At 68.9% G+C, this 19,052-nt stretch carries 18 protein-coding genes, 1 tRNA gene and 2 pseudogenes; 19 read left to right on the top strand and 2 right to left on the bottom strand.

Features of this window, described 5'->3' with window-relative positions:
* Window positions 1–19: 19 nt before the first annotated feature.
* On the bottom strand, window positions 20–1,252 hold the full coding sequence (locus tag JAP66_RS25900; protein ID WP_199434454.1) for a pyridoxal phosphate-dependent aminotransferase: 1,233 nt from the start codon (window positions 1,250–1,252) through the stop codon (window positions 20–22).
* 177 nt (window positions 1,253–1,429) lie between these two features.
* Here JAP66_RS25900 and JAP66_RS25895 point away from each other — a divergent pair.
* From JAP66_RS25895 to rplA, 5 genes are all read left to right on the top strand, one after another.
* Window positions 1,430–1,502, top strand: a tRNA-Trp gene (locus JAP66_RS25895).
* A 35-nt stretch (window positions 1,503–1,537) separates the two neighbouring features.
* Window positions 1,538–1,981, top strand: a complete 444-nt coding sequence (secE, locus tag JAP66_RS25890; protein WP_199434453.1) for a preprotein translocase subunit SecE — start codon at window positions 1,538–1,540, stop codon at window positions 1,979–1,981.
* A 76-nt stretch (window positions 1,982–2,057) separates the two neighbouring features.
* Window positions 2,058–2,876: a transcription termination/antitermination protein NusG gene (gene nusG / locus JAP66_RS25885; protein WP_199434452.1), complete on the top strand. Its 819-nt coding sequence runs from the start codon at window positions 2,058–2,060 to the stop codon at window positions 2,874–2,876.
* A gap of 78 nt (window positions 2,877–2,954) precedes the next feature.
* Window positions 2,955–3,386, top strand: coding sequence for a 50S ribosomal protein L11 (gene rplK, locus JAP66_RS25880; protein ID WP_199434451.1), 432 nt, complete (start codon window positions 2,955–2,957; stop codon window positions 3,384–3,386).
* Between the two features lie 81 nt (window positions 3,387–3,467).
* Window positions 3,468–4,187 carry a 50S ribosomal protein L1 gene (gene rplA / locus JAP66_RS25875; RefSeq protein ID WP_199434450.1) on the top strand — a complete coding sequence of 240 codons (720 nt, stop codon included), beginning with the start codon at window positions 3,468–3,470 and terminating at the stop codon, window positions 4,185–4,187.
* Between the two features lie 67 nt (window positions 4,188–4,254).
* On the opposite strand, the gene JAP66_RS25870 is transcribed toward rplA, so the two are convergent.
* Window positions 4,255–5,166 carry a hypothetical protein gene (locus JAP66_RS25870; RefSeq protein WP_199434449.1) on the bottom strand — a complete coding sequence of 304 codons (912 nt, stop codon included), beginning with the start codon at window positions 5,164–5,166 and terminating at the stop codon, window positions 4,255–4,257.
* Between the two features lie 365 nt (window positions 5,167–5,531).
* Between JAP66_RS25870 and rplJ the strand changes: the two genes are divergently transcribed.
* The 14 genes and pseudogenes from rplJ (at window position 5,532) to JAP66_RS25800 (ending at window position 18,775) form a co-directional block, all read left to right on the top strand.
* Window positions 5,532–6,071, top strand: a complete 540-nt coding sequence (rplJ, locus tag JAP66_RS25865) for a 50S ribosomal protein L10 (protein ID WP_199434448.1) — start codon at window positions 5,532–5,534, stop codon at window positions 6,069–6,071.
* A gap of 46 nt (window positions 6,072–6,117) precedes the next feature.
* Window positions 6,118–6,504, top strand: a complete 387-nt coding sequence (gene rplL / locus JAP66_RS25860) for a 50S ribosomal protein L7/L12 (RefSeq protein ID WP_199434447.1) — start codon at window positions 6,118–6,120, stop codon at window positions 6,502–6,504.
* 302 nt (window positions 6,505–6,806) lie between these two features.
* Entirely contained in the window at window positions 6,807–8,018 is a 1,212-nt protein-coding gene (locus JAP66_RS25855; protein WP_235999436.1) for an ABC transporter ATP-binding protein, read from the top strand.
* 93 nt (window positions 8,019–8,111) lie between these two features.
* Window positions 8,112–8,468: pseudogene (locus JAP66_RS25850) on the top strand (MlaE family ABC transporter permease); the annotation flags it as partial.
* Between the two features lie 10 nt (window positions 8,469–8,478).
* Window positions 8,479–9,033, top strand: a pseudogene (locus tag JAP66_RS25845) (MlaE family ABC transporter permease); the annotation flags it as partial.
* 3 nt (window positions 9,034–9,036) lie between these two features.
* Complete coding sequence (locus JAP66_RS25840; RefSeq protein ID WP_199434446.1) at window positions 9,037–9,876, top strand: MlaE family ABC transporter permease; 840 nt, start codon at window positions 9,037–9,039, stop codon at window positions 9,874–9,876.
* 22 nt (window positions 9,877–9,898) lie between these two features.
* Complete coding sequence (locus tag JAP66_RS25835; RefSeq protein ID WP_199434445.1) at window positions 9,899–11,245, top strand: MCE family protein; 1,347 nt, start codon at window positions 9,899–9,901, stop codon at window positions 11,243–11,245.
* Window positions 11,242–12,273, top strand: coding sequence for an MCE family protein (locus JAP66_RS25830; protein ID WP_199434444.1), 1,032 nt, complete (start codon window positions 11,242–11,244; stop codon window positions 12,271–12,273). The genes JAP66_RS25835 and JAP66_RS25830 overlap by 4 nt, the downstream gene beginning before the upstream one ends.
* Window positions 12,270–13,259, top strand: a complete 990-nt coding sequence (locus JAP66_RS25825) for an MCE family protein (protein WP_199434443.1) — start codon at window positions 12,270–12,272, stop codon at window positions 13,257–13,259. Before JAP66_RS25830 ends, JAP66_RS25825 begins: the two co-directional genes overlap by 4 nt.
* Window positions 13,252–14,436: an MCE family protein gene (locus JAP66_RS25820; RefSeq protein WP_199434442.1), complete on the top strand. Its 1,185-nt coding sequence runs from the start codon at window positions 13,252–13,254 to the stop codon at window positions 14,434–14,436. Before JAP66_RS25825 ends, JAP66_RS25820 begins: the two co-directional genes overlap by 8 nt.
* Before the next feature lie 5 nt (window positions 14,437–14,441).
* Complete coding sequence (locus JAP66_RS25815; protein ID WP_199434441.1) at window positions 14,442–15,644, top strand: MCE family protein; 1,203 nt, start codon at window positions 14,442–14,444, stop codon at window positions 15,642–15,644.
* Entirely contained in the window at window positions 15,644–16,903 is a 1,260-nt protein-coding gene (locus JAP66_RS25810; RefSeq protein WP_199434440.1) for an MCE family protein, read from the top strand. Before JAP66_RS25815 ends, JAP66_RS25810 begins: the two co-directional genes overlap by 1 nt.
* A gap of 36 nt (window positions 16,904–16,939) precedes the next feature.
* Window positions 16,940–17,752, top strand: coding sequence for a hypothetical protein (locus tag JAP66_RS32420; RefSeq protein ID WP_235999435.1), 813 nt, complete (start codon window positions 16,940–16,942; stop codon window positions 17,750–17,752).
* An 18-nt stretch (window positions 17,753–17,770) separates the two neighbouring features.
* Window positions 17,771–18,775, top strand: a complete 1,005-nt coding sequence (locus tag JAP66_RS25800) for a hypothetical protein (protein WP_199434439.1) — start codon at window positions 17,771–17,773, stop codon at window positions 18,773–18,775.
* Window positions 18,776–19,052: the final 277 nt, after the last annotated feature.

Raw genomic sequence — 19,052 nt, 5'->3', positions numbered from 1 at the left:
GCCGGCTGCGCCCGGCGGGCTACTCGGCTTCCGCGAGCAGGCGCGCGACGCGGTTCACGCCCTCGACCAGGTCCTCCTCGGCCAGCGCGTAGGAGAACCGGAAGTAGCCGGGGGTGCCGAACGCCTCGCCGGGCACCACGGCCACCTCGGCCTCGCGCAGAATGAGATCGGCCAGTGCCACGGTGTCCTTCGGTCGCTCGCCGCGGATCTCCTTGCCCAGCACGGCCTTCACGGAGGGGTAGGCGTAGAACGCACCCTGCGGGGTCGGGCACTCGACGCCGGGGATGTCGGACAGCAGCGCGACGATCTTCTTCCGGCGGGCGTCGAACGCCGCGCGCATCCGCGCGACCGCGTCCAGCGGGCCCGCGACGGCGGCCAGCGCCGCGCGCTGCGACACGTTCGCGACATTGCCGCACAGGTGCGACTGGTAGCTCGCGGCGGCCTTGATGACGTCCTGCGGGCCGATCATCCAGCCGACCCGCCAGCCGGTCATCGAGTAGGTCTTCGCGACCCCGTTGAGGATCAGCGTCTGCTCGGCCAGCTCCGGCACGACCACCGGCATCGACTCGGCCTTGACGCCGTCGTAGACCAGGTGCTCGTAGATCTCGTCGGTGACGACCCAGATGCCGTGCTGGTGGGCCCAGCGGCCGATCGCCTCGACCTGTTCGCGCGGGTAGACCGCGCCGGTCGGGTTGGAAGGCGAGTTGAACAGCAACACCTTGGTCCGCTCGGTGCGGGCGGCCTCGAGCTGCTCGACGGTGGCCAGGTAGCCGGTGGACTCGTCGGCGGTGACCTGTACCGGAACACCACCCGCGAGGGTGATCGACTCCGGGTAGGTGGTCCAGTAGGGCGCGAGCAGCAGCACCTCGTCGCCCGGGTCGAGCAGCGTGGCGAACGCGGAATAAGCAGCCTGCTTGCCGCCGTTGGTCACCAGTACCTGGGACGGGTCGCAGTCGAAACCGGAGTCACGCAGCGTCTTGTCGGCGATCGCCTCGCGCAGCTCGGGCAGGCCGGCGGCGGCGGTGTAGCCGTGGTTGGCGCGGTCGAGCACGGCGGCGGCCGCGGCCTCGACGATGTAGTCCGGGGTCGGGAAGTCCGGCTGACCGGCGCCGAAGCCGATCACCGGGCGGCCCTCCGCCTTGAGTGCCCTGGCCTTCGCGTCGACGGCGAGCGTGGCCGACGGCGTGATGCCGGCGATCCGGGCCGAGACGCGGGACTGGGCGCTGCTGACGGTGGTTCCAGGGGTGGCCATGGCGGCATTTTTTCACGCGCGGTGCCGCTGGACACAGCCGCCCCTGACCCTCCTACCGGGCGCGGTTGCGAGCCGGTATCGGGCTTGCCGTAGACTTCCGAACTTGGAACGTACGACTCTCGGGCCCGTAGGAATGTGGGCCTGGTGGAATGCGTCCTCGGGCGGGGTTCCGTTCGAAGGGGTGTAGCTCAAATGGCAGAGCAGCGGTCTCCAAAACCGCAGGTTGCAGGTTCAAGTCCTGTCACCCCTGCGTTGAACGTCTCAGGTGAAGCGGAGGAGTAGCTCGTGAGCGAGGACGGCGAGAAGGACAAGGAGAAGGGCTCGAAGCGCCCTTCCCGTCCGGTCACCGCCGCGGCTCGGCGTGAGCGCCGTGCCTCCGCACGCCCCAGTGGCAAGGGCGCCGAGGCGAGCTCCGGAGACGCGGCGGACGTCTCGAAGCGCCCCGCGCCCAAGGGCAAGACCTCGGGCAACGTCCCTCCGCCGACCGGCGGCAAGGGGCGGCCGACGCCGAGGCGGGACCGCGACGACGCGAAGCAGAGCCTGTTCGCACGGCTGGTGCGGTTCATCCGGGAAGTCCTGGGTGAGCTGCGGAAGGTGATCTGGCCGACCCGCAAGCAGATGACCACGTACACCATCGTGGTGCTGATCTTCGTGGCGTTCATGGTGGCGCTGGTCGCGGGGCTCGACTTCGTGTTCCTGGAAGGCATGGACGTCGTATTCGGGAACTGAGCGGCCCGCCACACCTCGCGAGTGGCGGGGTCGACGTGATGCGACCACCACACGCGATCAATTGAGAGGACGGAAAGTGACCTCCGAGAACGGCTCAGGAGCCGGTCAGGACCTGACCGGCCTTTCCGACGAGCAGGTGCTCGCGGCCACCGGCGAGGAGGGCTCGGAGAGCGAGAGCACCGAGCCCGAACAGGCGTCTGAGGTGGCCGGCGAGGACGCGGAGGCCGACACCGCAGACGCCACCGACGCGACCGAGGAGCCTGCCGAGGAGAACGAGGACCCGGTCGCCAAGCTGCGCGCGGAGCTGACCTCCCTGCCCGGTGAGTGGTATGTCGTGCACTCCTACGCGGGCTACGAGAACAAGGTCAAGAACAACCTCGAGACCCGGCGGCAGACTCTCGACGTCGAGGACTTCATCTTCCAGATCGAGGTGCCGACCGAGGAGGTCACCGAGATCAAGAACGGCCAGCGCAAGCAGGTGCAGCGCAAGGTGCTGCCCGGCTACATCCTGGTCCGGATGGATCTCAACGACGCCTCGTGGAGCGCGGTGCGCAACACGCCGGGTGTCACCGGTTTCGTCGGCGCGACCTCGCGCCCTTCGCCGCTGAGCATCGACGACGTGCTGAAGTTCCTCGCCCCGCGCGTCGAGAAACCCGCACCGGCCAAGGCGGGCAAGGGCGAAGCCGCGGCGGCCGCCGCGCCGGCCGGTGGCGTTGCGGTCGAGGTGGACTTCGAGGTCGGCGAGTCGGTCACCGTCATGGACGGTCCGTTCGCGACGCTGCCCGCGACGATCAGCGAGGTCAACGCGGACGCACAGAAGCTGAAGGTCCTGGTGTCGATCTTCGGCCGGGAGACGCCGGTCGAGCTGTCGTTCAACCAGGTCTCCAAGATCTGACGGCCGCGTAGACGGCCGGCAGTTCCTGCGCTACTGGCAGGTGCGCAGGGAAGGCGACACTGAACAGGAAACAAAGGAATGCCACCCAAGAAGAAGAAGCTCGCAGCGATCATCAAGCTGCAGATCCAGGCCGGGGCCGCGAACCCGGCACCGCCGGTCGGCCCCGCGCTGGGTCAGCACGGCGTCAACATCATGGAGTTCTGCAAGGCCTACAACGCGGCCACCGAGTCGCAGCGCGGCAATGTCGTGCCGGTCGAGATCTCCGTGTTCGAGGACCGCTCGTTCGACTTCAAGCTCAAGACCCCGCCGGCCGCGAAGCTGCTGCTGAAGGCCGCCGGCGTCGACAAGGGCAGCGGCGAGCCGCACAAGTCCAAGGTCGGCAAGGTGACCTGGGACCAGATCCACGAGATCGCCGAGACGAAGAAGAGCGACCTCAACGCCTTCGACTCCGACCAGGCCGCGAAGATCATCGCCGGCACCGCACGGTCGATGGGCCTCACCATCGAGTGAGGTGCCGACCGGCACCCGTGGGAGGGCCAGGCGCTGGCCCAGCACCACAACTGATCCGTTTCCAGTAGTTAAGGACAGAGCATGACCAAGCGCAGCAAGGCCTACCGTCAGGCCGCCGAGCTCATCGACCGCAACCGGCTGTACGCGCCGATCGAGGCGGCGAAGCTCGCGAAAGAGACGTCCAAGGTCAAGATGGATGCCACCGTCGAGGTCGCCATGCGCCTCGGCGTGGACCCCCGCAAGGCCGACCAGATGGTCCGCGGCACCGTGAACCTGCCGCACGGAACCGGTAAGACCGTCCGCGTCATCGTCTTCGCCACCGGCGACAAGGCCGCCGAGGCCGAGGCCGCAGGCGCCGACGCGGTCGGTACCGACGAGTTGATCGAGCGCATCCAGGGTGGCTGGCTCGACTTCGACGCCGCGATCGCCACGCCGGACCAGATGGCGAAGGTCGGCCGTATCGCCCGCATCCTCGGTCCGCGCGGGCTGATGCCGAACCCGAAGACGGGCACCGTGACCCCCGCCGTCGGCAAGGCCGTCGCCGACATCAAGGGCGGCAAGGTGAGCTTCCGGGTCGACAAGCAGGCCAACCTGCACATGGTGATCGGCAAGACGTCGTTCGACACCGAGAAACTGGTCGAGAACTACGCCGCCGCACTCGACGAGGTGCTGCGGGCAAAGCCGTCCGCCGCGAAGGGCCGGTTCCTGCAGAAGGTCACCTTCACCACGACGATGGGCCCGGGCATCCCGGTGGACCCGGCGCGCACCCGCGACCTGCTCGCCGAGGACGCGAACGCGTAGGGCACGCCAGCGCAGACGCCGAGGGCGGTCATCCCGTGCGGGGTGGCCGCCCTTCGTCTGTGCGCGGTCAGCGGGTCGGGCTCGTGCCGGAGGTGGCGCGGCAGGTTTCGGGGCCTTGTTCGTGGTCGGTGATCAGCCACTGGTTCTCGAAACTCTGCCTGGTGACGACGAAGGTGCCCAGCGCCCGGCCGCCTTCGATGTCGAACTCGCACGAGTCGATCCGCAGCGTCGCGGCATTCGCGTCGTACTGCCGGGGGTAGATCGACTCGGCGTAGTCGTTGACGTTGGTGACCTGCTCGTTCAGGCCGAGCACGGCCTGGCGGCAGTCGGCGTAACCGAGGTTGGCGGCGAAGCGCTGCTGCACGCCCCGCTCGTTGTCGAAGTACCCGCAGGCGAGGTCGGGCCTGCCCTGGGCGATCTGGGCGTAGACCTTGCGCACCGCCTCGTACGGTTCGGTCGAGAGGATCTGGTTCGTGCGGTAGGTCCCGCCGCCCATCTCGGCGGCGGGCCGGTCGTTGTCGTCGGTGATGCTGCCGATGAAGTACCGGAGTGCCAGGTAGATCGCGAGCGCGAGAATGGCCAGCAGGATCAGCACGCCGAGAATCTTCTTGCCGAGCCAGCGCAGCCAGCGTGGCGTCCTCGGCCGCCGCGGCGGTGCCGGGACGAGCTGCCGCGGTGGTGCGGCGACCGGGGAGTACGGCTGGCCGGACGCGAGGTCGCCGCCGGCCTGCTGCTGAGCCTCCTGGTAGCGGAGGAATTCCTGGAACTGCTGGAACTGCTGGAACTGGCGCAGTTGCTCGGCGTCGGGCTGCTGGAGGGCGTTGGCCTCCTGCGGGACGTCGGGCTGCTGCGGGACGTCGGGCTGCTGCGGAGCGGCCGACCGTGCGGGCTGGAGGTCCGAGCCGGGCGCGTCGCCGTCGCCCGGCCGCCACTCGGGGCCGGGCTGCTCGTCGGGTCGCTGTTCCGCCACGTCACCCATGATGCCTGCCCACACACCCCCGGTGGCCGCCCGGCCGCCTTTTGCGGGCTAAATGCAGCCGGGAGGGGTGCCGGGAGTGCCTTTAGCGGGCAAAAGGCAGCCACCGGGGGTGGTGGGGTTGGGCTGCGGGCGGCGGCGTATGCTGGTCGACGGTTCTACCGAAGACCGCTGGTCTTCCTCGTGCCGGGTGGTGCGAGGAACGAAGGCCCCGTCCTACGGCGGGCGGCCCGCGCAGGAGGAACGAGGCTCGCCGCGTGCTCAGCACGCCCACCGTGACGCCCCGCCGCCTACTGCGCCGGGGCGTTCGTCGTGTCCGGGGTCCCGGGCCGGCCAGTGGTCGCTCAGCCAAGAGAGAGGAGGCGACCATGGCGAAGCCCGACAAGGTGGCGGCCGTCGCCGAGATCGCGGACCGGTTCCGCAACAGCTCGGCAACCGTTGTCACTGAGTACACCGGCCTCTCCGTGTCCCAGCTCAGCGAGCTGCGCCGCGCTCTCGGCAACACCGCCAAGTACCGGGTCGCGAAGAACACCCTCGTCAAGCGTGCCGCCGAGGACGCAGGCATCGAGGGGCTCCACGAGCTGTTCATCGGCCCCACCGCCATCGCCTTCGTCGAAGGCGAGCCGGTCGACGCCGCGAAGGCCCTGCGGGACTTCGCGAGGACCAACAGCGCGCTCGTCGTCAAGGGCGGCTACATGGATGGCCGCCCCATCTCCGTCGACGAGTTCGAGCGGATCGCCGACCTGGACAGCCGCGAGGTGCTGCTCTCCAAGGCGGCGGGTGTGTTCAAGGCGAAGCTGTCCGAGGCCGCCAGGCTCTTCCAGGAGCCGGCGTCCCAGGTCGCCCGCCTGGCCGCCGCGCTCGAGGAGAAGCGCCAGTCCGAGTCCGGTGCCGCTGCCGAGAGCTGAAACAACCCCCTGACCAGCGAGTCCATACCAAGAGAGGAACGCCACCATGGCGAAGATGAGCACTGACGACCTGCTCGACGCGTTCAAGGAGCTGACGCTGCTCGAGCTGTCCGACTTCGTGAAGAAGTTCGAGGAGACCTTCGACGTCACCGCGGCCGCCCCGGCTCCGGTTGTCACCGGGGGTGCCGCTCCGGCCGCCGCGCCGGTCGAGGAGGAGCAGGACGAGTTCGACGTCGTCCTCGAGGGCGCAGGCGACAAGAAGATCCAGGTCATCAAGGTCGTCCGCGAGATCGTCTCCGGCCTTGGCCTCAAGGAGGCCAAGGAGATGGTCGAGGGCGCCCCGAAGCCGATCCTGGAGAAGGTCGACAAGGAGGCCGCCGACGCCGCCAGGGAGAAGCTGGAGGCCGCCGGCGCCAAGATCACCGTCAAGTGATCTAGGCCGAGCCTCGTGCCGCCCGCCGATTCCGACGGCGGGACGCGAAGGGGGCGGATACCCGTACCGCGGGTGTCCGCCCCCTTTCTCTGTGCGACGGGTGGGAGGGCCTCACCTGCGCCTGGTGCGGCCGTGCGTTACCTTGCTGCCCTGTTGCCGACCCCGATAGTGCTTCACTGAGCAAAACTGACGAGTAACCTGTTCGCTTTCTACTCGTTGCACCTGGTTGACGCGGGTATCGGGCGCGGCGATACCAGGTGCCGGCCGGCGCGGGCCGACGTAGAACAGCTCCGGGAGGTGCGATGGGTGCCGAGGTGGTCATCGAGGGTCTGACGAAGTCCTTCGGCAAGCAGGCCATCTGGCGTGATGTCTCGCTGACGCTGCCGCCGGGCGAGGTGTCGGTGATGCTCGGTCCGTCCGGTACGGGCAAGTCGGTGTTCCTGAAGTCGATGATCGGCCTGCTCAAGCCCGATCGCGGCAAGTGCGTCGTCAACGGCGTGGACATCGTGAAGTGCTCGGAGCACAAGCTGTACGAGACGCGAAAGCTGTTCGGCGTGCTGTTCCAGGACGGCGCGCTCTTCGGCTCGATGAATCTCTACGACAACGTGGCGTTCCCCCTGCGCGAACACACGAAGAAGTCCGAGACCGAGATCCGCCGGATCGTGCTCGAGAAGCTGGAGATGACCGGACTCAAGGGCGCGGAGACGAAGCTGCCCGGCGAGATCTCCGGCGGTATGCGCAAGCGCGCCGGGCTGGCGCGGGCGCTGGTGCTGGACCCGGAGATCATCCTCTGCGACGAGCCGGACTCCGGTCTCGACCCCGTCCGCACCGCCTACCTCTCCCAGCTGCTGATCGACCTCAACGCGCAGATCGACGCGACGATCCTGATCGTGACGCACAACATCAACGTGGCGCGCACGGTGCCCGACAACATCGGGATGCTCTTCCGCAAGGAACTGGTCATGTTCGGCCCGCGCGAGGTGCTGCTGACCAGTGACGAGCCGGTGGTGGAGCAGTTCCTCAACGGCCGCCGAATCGGCCCCATCGGCATGTCGGAGGAGAAGGACTCCGCGCAGATGGCCGCCGAGCAGGAGATGGCCGACGCCGGTCACCACGATGGTTCGACCGAGGACGTGCGCGGCGTGGTGCCGCAGTTGCAGCCGACGCCCGGCCTGCCCGAGCGGATGGGCGTGCGCCGCCGCAAGGACCGGGTGATGCGGGTGCTGCACACCCTGCCCCCGGCCGCGCAGGAAGGGATCATCGAGTCCCTGACCCCGGACGAGCAGCGCCACTACGGCGTGCAGCCGCACATGCTCGTGGGCGCGCAGGGGCATCGGCCGCGGACCGCAACCGGAACCATGCCCAGCCAGCATGCGGGTGAGCTGCCGACCGAGGACATCGCACGGCTGCCCGACGGCGGCTGGCGCGAGCCCGCACCGAGAACCCCGTACGGAAACGGAGGCTCCCGGCACCAGCCGCCCACTGAACCTGGCCAGGTGGGGCATGAGCGGTGACGAGCGCAGCGAGGAATCGCTCCGGATGACACAGGGCGCGGGTGCCTCATGGGCGTCCGCAGCCCGCGAGGAACGAGCACGGCGAGGACGTTCATGAGCTCGAGGGCCACGACGGCCAGGTTCCCCGGCATCGGAATGCTGGAGGAGACCGGAAAGCTCTTCGCGCTCGGTCTCGACGTCGCCCGCGGCATCTTCCAGCGGCCGTTCCAGCTCCGGGAGTTCATCCAGCAGGCCTGGTTCATCGCGAGTGTGACGATCCTGCCGACGGCGCTCGTGGCGATCCCGTTCGGCGCCGTGATCTCCCTGCAGTTCGGGTCGCTGGCCAGCCAGCTCGGCGCCCAGTCCTACACCGGCGCGGGCAGCGTGCTGGCGACCGTGCAGCAGGCGGCACCACTGGTGACCGCGCTGCTGGTCGCGGGCGCGGGCGGCTCCGCGATCTGCGCGGATATCGGCGCGCGCACCNGCCCAGTCCTACACCGGCGCGGGCAGCGTGCTGGCGACCGTGCAGCAGGCGGCACCACTGGTGACCGCGCTGCTGGTCGCGGGCGCGGGCGGCTCCGCGATCTGCGCGGATATCGGCGCGCGCACCATCCGCGAGGAGATCGACGCGATGGAGGTGCTCGGCGTCTCCGCCGTCCAGCGCCTGATCGTGCCGAGGGTGCTCGCCTGCATGCTCGTCGCCCTGCTGCTCAACGGCATGGTCAGCGTCATCGGCGTGCTCGGTGGCTACTTCTTCAACGTCGTGCTCCAGGACGGCACCCCGGGCGCCTACCTGGCCAGCTTCTCGGCGCTCGCGCAACTGCCGGACCTGTGGGTCGGTGAGATCAAGGCCCTCATCTTCGGCTTCATCGCGGCGGTCGTCGCCGCCTACCGGGGTCTGCACCCGCCGCCCGGTCCGAAGGGTGTGGGGGACGCGGTCAACCAGTCCGTCGTCATCACGTTCCTGCTGCTGTTCGTGGTGAACTTCGTGATCACGTTGATCTACCTGCAGATCGTTCCGGCGAAGTTGGACTAGACGATGGCTTCCTTCACACAGAACGCGAAGAAGATCGCGAACCGTCCACTTGAGACGCTGGACGTCCTGGGCGACCAGATGTCGTTCTACCTGCGCGCGCTCGCCTGGGCGCCGCGGACGATCCGCCGCTACAGCAAGGAAGTGCTGCGCCTGCTGGCCGAGGTCAGCTTCGGCTCCGGCTCGCTCGCGGTCATCGGCGGCACGGTCGGCGTGATGATCGGTCTCACCCTGTTCACCGGCGTGCTGGTCGGCCTGCAGGGTTTCTCCGCCCTGAACTCCATCGGGACGTCGGCGTTCACCGGTTTCCTCACCGCGTTCTTCAACACCCGCGAGATCGCGCCGCTGGTGGCCGGGCTGGCGCTGTCGGCGACCGTCGGCGCGGGCTTCACCGCGCAGCTCGGCGCGATGCGGATCTCGGAGGAGATCGACGCGCTCGAAGTGATGGGCGTGCCCAGCCTGCCCTACCTGGTGACCACCCGGATCATCGCCGGGTTCGTGGCCGTCATCCCGCTCTACATCATCGGGCTGCTGAGCTCCTACGTCGCGTCCCGGCTGGTCGTGGTCTATCTCTACGATCAGTCCGCGGGTACCTACGACCACTACTTCGAGCTGTTCCTGCCACCACAGGACGTCTTCTACTCGTTCGTGAAGGTGCTGATCTTCAGTGTGCTGATCATCCTCACGCACTGCTACTACGGCTACCGCGCCAGCGGTGGTCCCGCGGGCGTCGGCGTGGCCGTCGGGCGCGCGGTGCGGCTGACCATCGTCACCGTCGCGATCGTCAACTTCTTCATCGGCTTCGCCATCTGGGGGACCGAGACGACCGTGCGGATCGCCGGATGACGGGCTCAGGGGAGGACGAAGCATGAGGCCGGCCATGGTGACCTTCCGGCGCAGGCTGCTCGGCCTGCTGCTCATCGCCGTGCTGGTCGGCGGCGTGGCACTCAGCGTCGCGCTCTACAACAAGGCGTTCTCGACGTTCGTCACCGTCAAGCTGCGCGCCGACGAGATCGGCAACCAGCTCACCGAACGCTCCGACGTCAAGGTGCGCGGCCTGATCGTCGGCAGTGTCTCGGCCATCACGGCCACCGAGCGCGGCGCCGAGCTGACGCTGCAACTGGAGCCGGCACAGGCGAAGCTCGTGCCCAGCAACGTCTCGGCCCGCTTCCTGCCGAAGACACTGTTCGGCGAGCGCTACGTGGCGCTGAAGATCCCGGAGAGCCCGTCACCGCAGAGCCTGCGCGACGGTGACGTCATCCCGCAGGACCGCACCTCCAGCGCCGTCGAGCTGGAGCAGGCGCTCGGGAACCTGCTGCCGGTGCTGCAGGCGGTCGAGCCGCAGAAGCTGTCGAGCACGCTCACCGCGATCTCGACGGCTCTCAACGGCCGGGGCGAGCCGCTCGGCGAGACGATGGCCGAGCTGGGCTCCTACCTCGGCGAGCTGAACCCGCACGTGCCCGACCTGCAGCAGAACCTGCGTGAGCTCGCGGAGTTCTCGCACAACCTCTCCGACGCCGCGCCCGAACTGGTGCAGGCACTGGACAACATGCGCACCACCAGCCGCACCCTGGTCGACATCCAGCAGAACCTGCAGGTGCTCTACGGCAGCCTCACCACGGCGTCGGTGGACCTGCGGTCGTTCCTCGAAGCCAACGCGGACAACATCATCAGCCTCGGCGAGGCCGCCAGGCCGACCGCCGAGCTGCTCGCCAAGTACTCACCCGAGTACCCCTGCGTGATCGGGCAGATGGCCGACGTACTGCCGAAGATCGACGAGGCATTCGGCAAGGGCACCGACAAGCCCGGCCTGCACGCCACGATCGAGATCACCACCAACCGCGGCCCGTACGAGCCGGGCAAGGACGAACCGGAGTTCAACGACAAGCGCGGACCGCGCTGTTACGCCATGGACGAGTACCCGCAACCCTTCCCGCAGCATCCGCCGGAGGGCCCGATCAAGGACGGCAGCACCCAGCCTGCACCCGCCCGCTCGCAGAACGACGGGCTGAACCCCGCCGCCAACGCGGCCAACGCGGCCGGCTACAACGGCGGCGGCAGCACGGCGGGTAACCCGGCCAACGGCGCCGCCGAGCACGCTCTGCTCTCCCACCTGCTCGGGCCGCAGGTCGGCATGAGGCCGTCCGAGGTGCCGGGCTGGGGCTCGTTGCTCGTCGGCCCGCTGTACCGAGGGGCGGAGGTGACGGTCAAGTGAGGGGGCTCGCCGCTCCGCTGACGAAGCTGGTCATCTTCATCGTGGTCACGGTGGTCTTCACCGCGATCCTCGGCATCAGCATCGCCAACGTGAACCTCAACGACACCAAGACGTACTCCGCCCGGTTCACCGACGCGACGATGGTGCTGCCCAACGACGACATCCGCATCGCGGGCGTCCGCGTCGGCCAGGTGAAGGACGTGCGCATCGTCGACCGCAGGCAGGCCGAGGTCGAGTTCGAGGTGGACGAGGGCCGCAGGCTGCCCGCGGGCGTCACCGCGACGATCAAGTTCCGCAATCTCGTCGGCCAGCGCTACATCTCCCTCGACAAGGGCGTCGGTGACCCCGGCCGCTACCTCGAACCGGGTGACACCATCCCGGTCGACCGCACCAAGCCGGCGCTCGACCTGACCGAGCTGTTCAACGGGTTCAAGCCCCTGTTCCGCGCGCTGAACCCGGAGGACGTCAACAAGCTCTCCTACGAGATCATCCAGGTTCTGCAGGGCGAGGGCGGCACTGTGGAGAGCCTGCTCGCCCACACGGCGTCGCTGACCACCACGATCGCCGAGAAGGACCAGGTCATCGGCCAGGTCATCGACAACCTCAACTCGGTACTCGAGACCGTCAACGCGCGGACCCCGCAGCTGTCCGACCTGATCGTCCGCCTGCAGCAGTTCGTCTCAGGGCTCGCCAGCGACCGGCAGCAGATCGGCGACGCCGTCGAGGCGATCGGCCAGTTGAGCACCACCACGGCCGGCCTGCTCGGCGAGGTCCGGGAACCGCTGCGGCAGGACATCGAGGCGCTGGGCACGCTGACCCGGAACCTCAACGAGAGCGAACCGCTGGTGGAGCACTTCATCCAGTTCCTGCCCGAGAAGGTGAGCAGGCTGACGGCCACGGCCGACTACGGCTCCTGGTTCAACTTCTTCATGTGCGAGACGCACGGCAACGTGCAGATTCCGGCGCTGATGGACAAGCCGATCGAGTTGCCGATCGCTCCGGCGGAGAGGGACCGGTGCCTGGCATGAAAAGCTTCCAGAAACGCAACCCGGTCCCGATCGCGCTGGTCGGCATCGTGCTGATGATCCTCGGCACGGTCGCCGCCCTGAACTCCGAAGACCTGCCCATCATCGGCGGCGGCACCACCTACACCGCGGACTTCAGCGAGGCGGCCGGACTGCAGTCCGACGACGAGGTCCGCATCGCCGGGGTCAAGGTCGGCCAGGTCAGCGCGATCGACCTCGAAGGCGACAAGGTGCGGGTGTCGTTCAAGGTCCGCGACGCCTGGCTCGGCGACCGCACCACGGCCGCGATCAAGATCAAGACGCTGCTCGGCCAGAAGTACCTCGCGCTGGACCCGGTCGGGCAGCAGCCGCTCAACCCCGGCGACCCGATCCCGAGGGAACGCACCGTGGCCCCCTACGACGTGCTCGAAGCCTTCCGCGGCCTCTCGCAGACCGTCGACGAGATCGACACCGACCAGCTCGCGGAGGGTTTCGACGCCCTGTCGGACACGTTTGCGAACACCCCGGACGACGTGCGCGGCGCGCTGACCGGGCTGTCCCGGCTCTCCGACACGATCGCCTCGCGCGACACCCAGCTGTCCACCCTGCTGGCCAACACCAGGCAGGTCAGCCAGACCCTGGCCGAACGGGACGCCGAGCTCACCAAGCTGCTCGAGGACGGCAACCTGCTGCTCGACGAGCTCTCCCGGCGCAAGGAGGCCATCACCGCGCTGCTCGACGGCAGCAGGCAGCTGGCCACCGAGCTGCAGGGGCTGGTCGACGACAACCAGGGCCAGCTCGACCCGGTGCTCGCGCAGCTGGACCAGCTGACGAACATGCTCCAGCGCAACCAGGAGGCACTCGGCGAGGGCATCCGGCGGTTCGCGCCGTTCGTCCGCGTCTTCACCAACACGATCGGCAACGGCCGGTGGTTCGACAACTACATCTGCGGACTGCTGCTGCCTTCCGTCGGACCGCTGAACGAAGAGGGGTGCAACCCCAATGAGTGACACCAGGTTCGGGCAGTCGCTCACCCGCGGCATCGCCATCGCGTGCGTGCTCGGCCTCGTCGTCGCGGGCGGACTGTGGTGGACGCTCAAGGACGCGGGCGAGAAGCAGGTCATCGCCTACTTCCCGACCGCGATCGGGCTGTACGAGGGCAACGACGTTCGGGTGCTCGGCGTCCGGATGGGCGAGGTCACCAAGGTCGAGCCGCAGGGCGAGCGGGTCCGCGTCGAGATGAGCTACGACCGCGAGGTCGACGTCCCCGCGGACGCGAAGGCCGTGATCGTGGCGCCCTCACTGGTCTCCGACCGCTACGTCCAGCTCGCCCCCGCCTACACCGGTGGCGAGACGCTCGAGACCGGCGCGGAGATCCCGCTGAACCGCACCGCGGTCCCACTGGAGATCGACGACCTCGGCGCCAGCCTCAGCCGGGTCGCCAAGTCGCTCGGCCCGAACGGCGCCAACGCCGACGGCTCGCTCTCCGATCTGCTCAGCACGCTCTCGGAGAACTTCGACGGCAACGGCAGGCAGCTCAACAACACCATCACCAAGCTGAGCCAGGCCGCGGGCACGCTTTCCGGCAACTCGGGTGACCTGTTCGCCACCGTGGAGAACCTGGCCGACCTCTCGACCACGCTCGCCGAAAGCGACAGCCAGGTCCGCGAGTTCGAGGCCCAGCTCGCCGACGTCAGCGAGTTCCTGGCGGGGGAGAAGGACAACCTCTCCGCCACGGTCCGGCAACTCGGCACGACGCTGCACTCCGTCCGGGACTTCGTCGAGAACAACCGCGGCCGGGTGAAGTCCAACGTCGACAAGCTCGCCAGCATCACCAGGGTGCTCGTCGAGCAGCGCGGCGCGCTCGCCGAGATCCTCGACGTCGCGCCGGTCGGCCTCGGCAACCTGGTGAACACCTACAACGCCTCGTCGGGAACACTCGACGCGCGGGCGAACCTCAACGAGCTGACACAGCCGCCGATCGTGATGATCTGCAACCTGCTCAAGCAGACCCCCGACGCCCTCGACGCGCTCGGTGACACGTGCAACTCGATCGCTCCGGTACTGAACGGCGCCGTGCCGCTGCCTTCGCTCGCCCAGTCGGTCAACGCGCTGAACAACGGCAAGCTGCCGCCGTTGCCGCTGCCACTCGCCTCACAGGTCTACGGCACGGGAGGTGGCCAGTGACGCGCATGCGCAAGTCCATCGCGGCGGCCTGCGCGGCCGGTCTGCTCGCCGTGTCCGGCTGCAGTGACTTCGGCGGAATCTACGACATCCCGCTGCCCGGCGGCGCCGAGCTCGGGGACCACCCGTACTCGGTCAAGGTGCAGTTCCGCGACGTGCTCGACCTCGTGCCGCAGGCCGGGGTGAAGGTCAACGAGGTGCCGGTGGGCCGCGTGGAGAACATCGGCCTCGCCGACGACGGCTGGACCGCCGAGGTCACGGTGCTGGTCAACGGGGACGTGGAGCTGCCGGCCAACGCGATCGCCAACCTCCGTCAGTCGAGCCTGCTCGGCGAGAAATACGTCGAGCTCACCGCGCCCGCCGAGAACGCGGCGGAGGCCGACCTCGGCGAGGGGGACCTGATCCCGGTCGCCCGCACCAACCGCAGCGTCGAGGTCGAGGAGGTGCTCGGAGCGCTGTCGATGCTGCTCAACGGCGGTGGTGTCGAGCAGCTCAACACCATCACCAAGGAGCTGAACAAGACGCTCTCCGGCAACGAGCCGGAGATCAAGGCGCTCCTGCGCAACGCCGACGAGCTGGTCACCGCGCTCGACGCCCAGTCGAGTGACATCACCCGCGCGCTGGACGGGCTGAACCGGCTGTCCGGCACACTCGACGCGCAGAAGGACCAGATCACCGGCGCGATCGACGATCTCGCACCGGGCCTGCAGGTGCTCGAACAGCAGCGCGGGCAGCTGGTCACGATGCTCCAGGCGTTGCGAGACCTCTCCGGCGTCGCGGTCGACACCGTCAACCAGAGCCAGGAGGACCTGGTGGCAAACCTCCGGGCGCTGCTGCCCACCCTGCGCAAGCTGGGCGAGGCCGGTTCCGACCTGCCGAAGGCGCTGGAGGTGCTGCTGACTTTCCCGTTCAGCGACGCGGCGGTGGAGGGTGCGAAGGGCGACTACTTCAACCTCTACGCCGACATCGACCTCAACCTCGAAGAGGTACTGGCCAACCTCGGCCGGAGCAGGCAGAACCCGCTGCAGGACGTGCCGGTGGTCGGCGACCTGACCGGTGCGAGGCAGGGCGAGGACGGTAACGCCCCGCCGCCACTGCCCTTGCCGGGCTCGCAGCCGAGCGAGCAGACGGCGCCCGGCGGGCAGGACGGCACGTCCTCGCAGACGGGTGTCGGCAGCGTCTTCGACCTCCTGTCCGGAGGTGCGGGCTGATGCTGGTGCGCAAGACGAGAATCCAGCTCGTCGCCTTCCTGGTCATCTCGGTCGTCGCGATCGTGTACGCGCTGTTCCGTTTCTCCGACATCGGCAAGGTCTTCGGCGCCGACGGCGACACGGTGCACCTGCGGCTCGCCGAGTCGGGCGGCATCTTCAACGGCGCCGAGGTGACCTACCGCGGGTACAACGTCGGCCGTGTCGGCGAGCTCAGCCTCACCGAGAACGGCCTGCAGGCGAACCTGAACATCGATCCCGACGCCCCGCCGGTGCCGAGGGACCTGCACGCGGTCGTCGCGAACCGGTCCGCGGTCGGCGAGCAGTACGTGGACCTGCGGCCGGTCACCGAGAACGGCCCGTTCCTGGCGGACGGCTCGGTCATCGCGGAGCGGAACACCACGACGCCGATCCGCGCGCACGAGGTCGTCGCCGACCTGGACAACCTTGCCGCCTCGGTGCCGACCGAGGCCTTGCGGACGGTCGTCGACGAGTCCTACGAGGCGTTCCGTGGCACCGGTGACGACCTGCAGGTGCTGATGGACACCACGCGGGATTTCACCAGGACCGCGCAGGAGTACCTGCCACAGACCGTGCGGCTGCTCGAACAGGGCAACACGGTGCTCAACACGCAGAACGAGATGGCGGGCTCGCTGCGCTCGTTCAGCCGTGACCTGAACCAGCTCAGCGCCACGCTGAAGGAGTCCGACGCCGACCTGCGCAAGCTGGTCGATATCACCCCGCAGGTGGCCGAGCAGGTCAGCGGCGTGCTGGCCGAGTCGGGCCCGGGGCTGGGCGCTCTCGTGGCGAACCTGCTCACCACGTCGAACCTGACGCTGACCCGGCTGGACGGGATCGAACAGGGCCTCGTCACCTACCCGGTGCTGGCCGTCGGCTCGCACACCGTGGCGCCGGGGGACGGGACGGCGCACCTCGGCCTCGCGCTGAACCTGTTCGATCCGCCGTCGTGCACCAAGGGTTACCTGGATCCCGAGAAGTACCGGCCCGGCGACGAGACCTCGCCGCGCGCGCCGAAGGAGGACGCCTACTGCGCGGAGCCGCCGGGCAGCCCGATCAGCGTCCGCGGTGCGCAGAACGCCCCGTACAACGGCGTGCCGACGGAGCCGTCGCAGGAGCAGGTGCGGCAGAACGCGAGCCGTGACGAGGAGGAGCTCGCGTCCCTGCGCGGCGTTCCCGGCGTGGCCGGCAGCCAGGGGCTGAGCATCACCAGCCTGGGGCAGCTGATGGGCCTGCCGAGCTGACGGCGATATCACACACCCGACCTACCCTGGAGCGCTATGAGTTCGGACGAGGAGCGGAGCTCCGCAGCCGGTGACGGCGAGGAGACCGCCCCGGAAGAGGTGGCCGCCGCCGAGGACACCGAGGACGCGAGCGACCCGACGGCCACGAGCGGCACGGAGAGCACCGACGGCAGCGATGCCACGGACGGCAGCGATCTCACGGATGCCACGGATGCCACGGAGGACGCCGACGGCGAGGACGCTCCGGACGAGGTCGCTCCCGGGGAGCCTGCGGACGAGGCCGCTTCCGAGCCCGCGGCCGTGACAGCAGGCGGTGACCGATCGTCGGCGCCGAGATGGCTGCTGCTGGGTACCGCCGCCCTCGCCGCCGCGTCGTTCATCGTGGCGGCCGTGTTCGGCGTCATGTGGTGGGTCGCCGCGTCCGACGACAGCGCCGACATCGCCAATGCCAGGGAGAACGTGGTCCGGGCCACCGGCACCGCCGTGAAGGCGTTCACCGAGCTCGACTACGAGAACCCGGACGCCTACTTCTCCCGGCAGAAGGAGATCACCACGGGTGAGCTGCACAAGCAGATCGGCCAGTCGGAGGAGACCTACCGCAAGGCCATCGCGGAGGCGAAGACCAAGGTCGTCTCCACCGTGCAGGACATCGCGGTCGAGGAGCTCAACGACCACGAGGGCAAGGCAAGCGCCCTGGCGACCGTCAGCAACAAGGTCACCCAGGGTGAGACGGAGAGCACCAAGACGCTGCGCCTGCAGGTCCAGATGACTCGCGTCGACGAGAACGGCGAGCAGGTCTGGAAGCTGTCCAGCATCGGCGAGGTGCCGGTGGTCGGAACGGGCCAGTAACCGAGAACGGAGTCAGTGTTGCCACCTTCCCGCCGCCTTCCGGGCACGCCGCCGCCTGCCCGGCGCCCGCGCGTGGCCGGGCTGCGCAAACCGTCGCCCGCTCCGCGCACCGAGAAGCCGGCCACGCCGGAGACTACCGAGGAGTCCCGGCCCACCGAGCCCACCGAGCCCACCGGAACCACCGACACGACCGAGGCTCCCGAGGCTCCCGAGTCGACCGAGACCGTTGAACCGGCCGATGCCCCGGAGGCCCCGGAGATCCCAGAGGCCGCCGAGTCGACCGAGAGCACCGAGACCACCGACCCGGCCGAGCAGCCGGCCGGAGCCGTCGCGGTCCGGCCGAGCCCGCGCCGCAAGGCCAGAGACGAGGGCGCGGCCAAGCCGTCGTCCGAGGACGATGTGGTCGGCGCGCGGGCACCCGGTGGGCCTCCGCCGTCCACGCCGGCGTCCGGCCGCCCGCGCCGCAACACCTACCTGCGGGTCGCCGCGCTGGTGTTGGCGACGCTGGTCTTCGCGGGGCTCGCGGTGTTCTTCAAGATCAAGCACAGCGAGGTGGCCGCCGCGACCGGCAACACCGCGCTGATCGACGTGGCGACCACGGCGCAGGTCAAGCAGGAGATGAGCACGGCGGCGGAGTCGCTGTTCTCGATCGACTACAACGACCTCGGCAAGACGGAGCAGGCCGCCAAGGATCTGCTCGCCAACGACGAGGTCAGGCAGAAGTACGAGTCGCTGATGGGCGAGGTGAAGCGGCTCGCGCCCGAGCAGAAGATCGTGGTGACGGTCAAGGCCACGCGCAGCGCCGTGATCCTGCTAGACGACAACCGGGCGAAGGTCATGGTCTACATCGACCAGACGGCGACCAGGACCGACCAGAACCAGAGCTCGGCCGGTGGTGCCGCGATGTGGTTCACCACCGAGAAGCGGGACGGCGCCTGGAAGGTGATCGACATGGACACCTACAGCTCCGGCCAGCCCACGCCCACCCCGGCGCCCGAGTCGAAGCAGCCGGAAGGCAACTGAGCGCTCCCCGTCGGCCGGCGCACGTTGCGCCGACCGACGGGAACAGCGCGTCGGCGCTTGACTGAAAGTCGCCGGGGGTTCACGCTTACTCCCGACGGCACGCCCATGCGGGAGGCGAGCCAGAAGACGTGCACGCGAGGCTGGGCCCCGGTCCGGAGCGCCCCCTCGACAGATGCCGTCTTCCGGGCTAGACTGCTTCTTTGCGCTGCCCACTTTCAGGCTGCCCATGCGCGGCAGCTACGATGGTCGGCACCACCGCACCCTTGACAGTACGTGT

This window comes from Qaidamihabitans albus (genome assembly GCF_016464705.1).
GTDB lineage: Bacteria > Actinomycetota > Actinomycetes > Mycobacteriales > Pseudonocardiaceae > Qaidamihabitans > Qaidamihabitans albus.
Note: the sequence above shows the minus strand (reverse complement) of the source record. Positions and strands in the feature narration are given on the sequence as shown.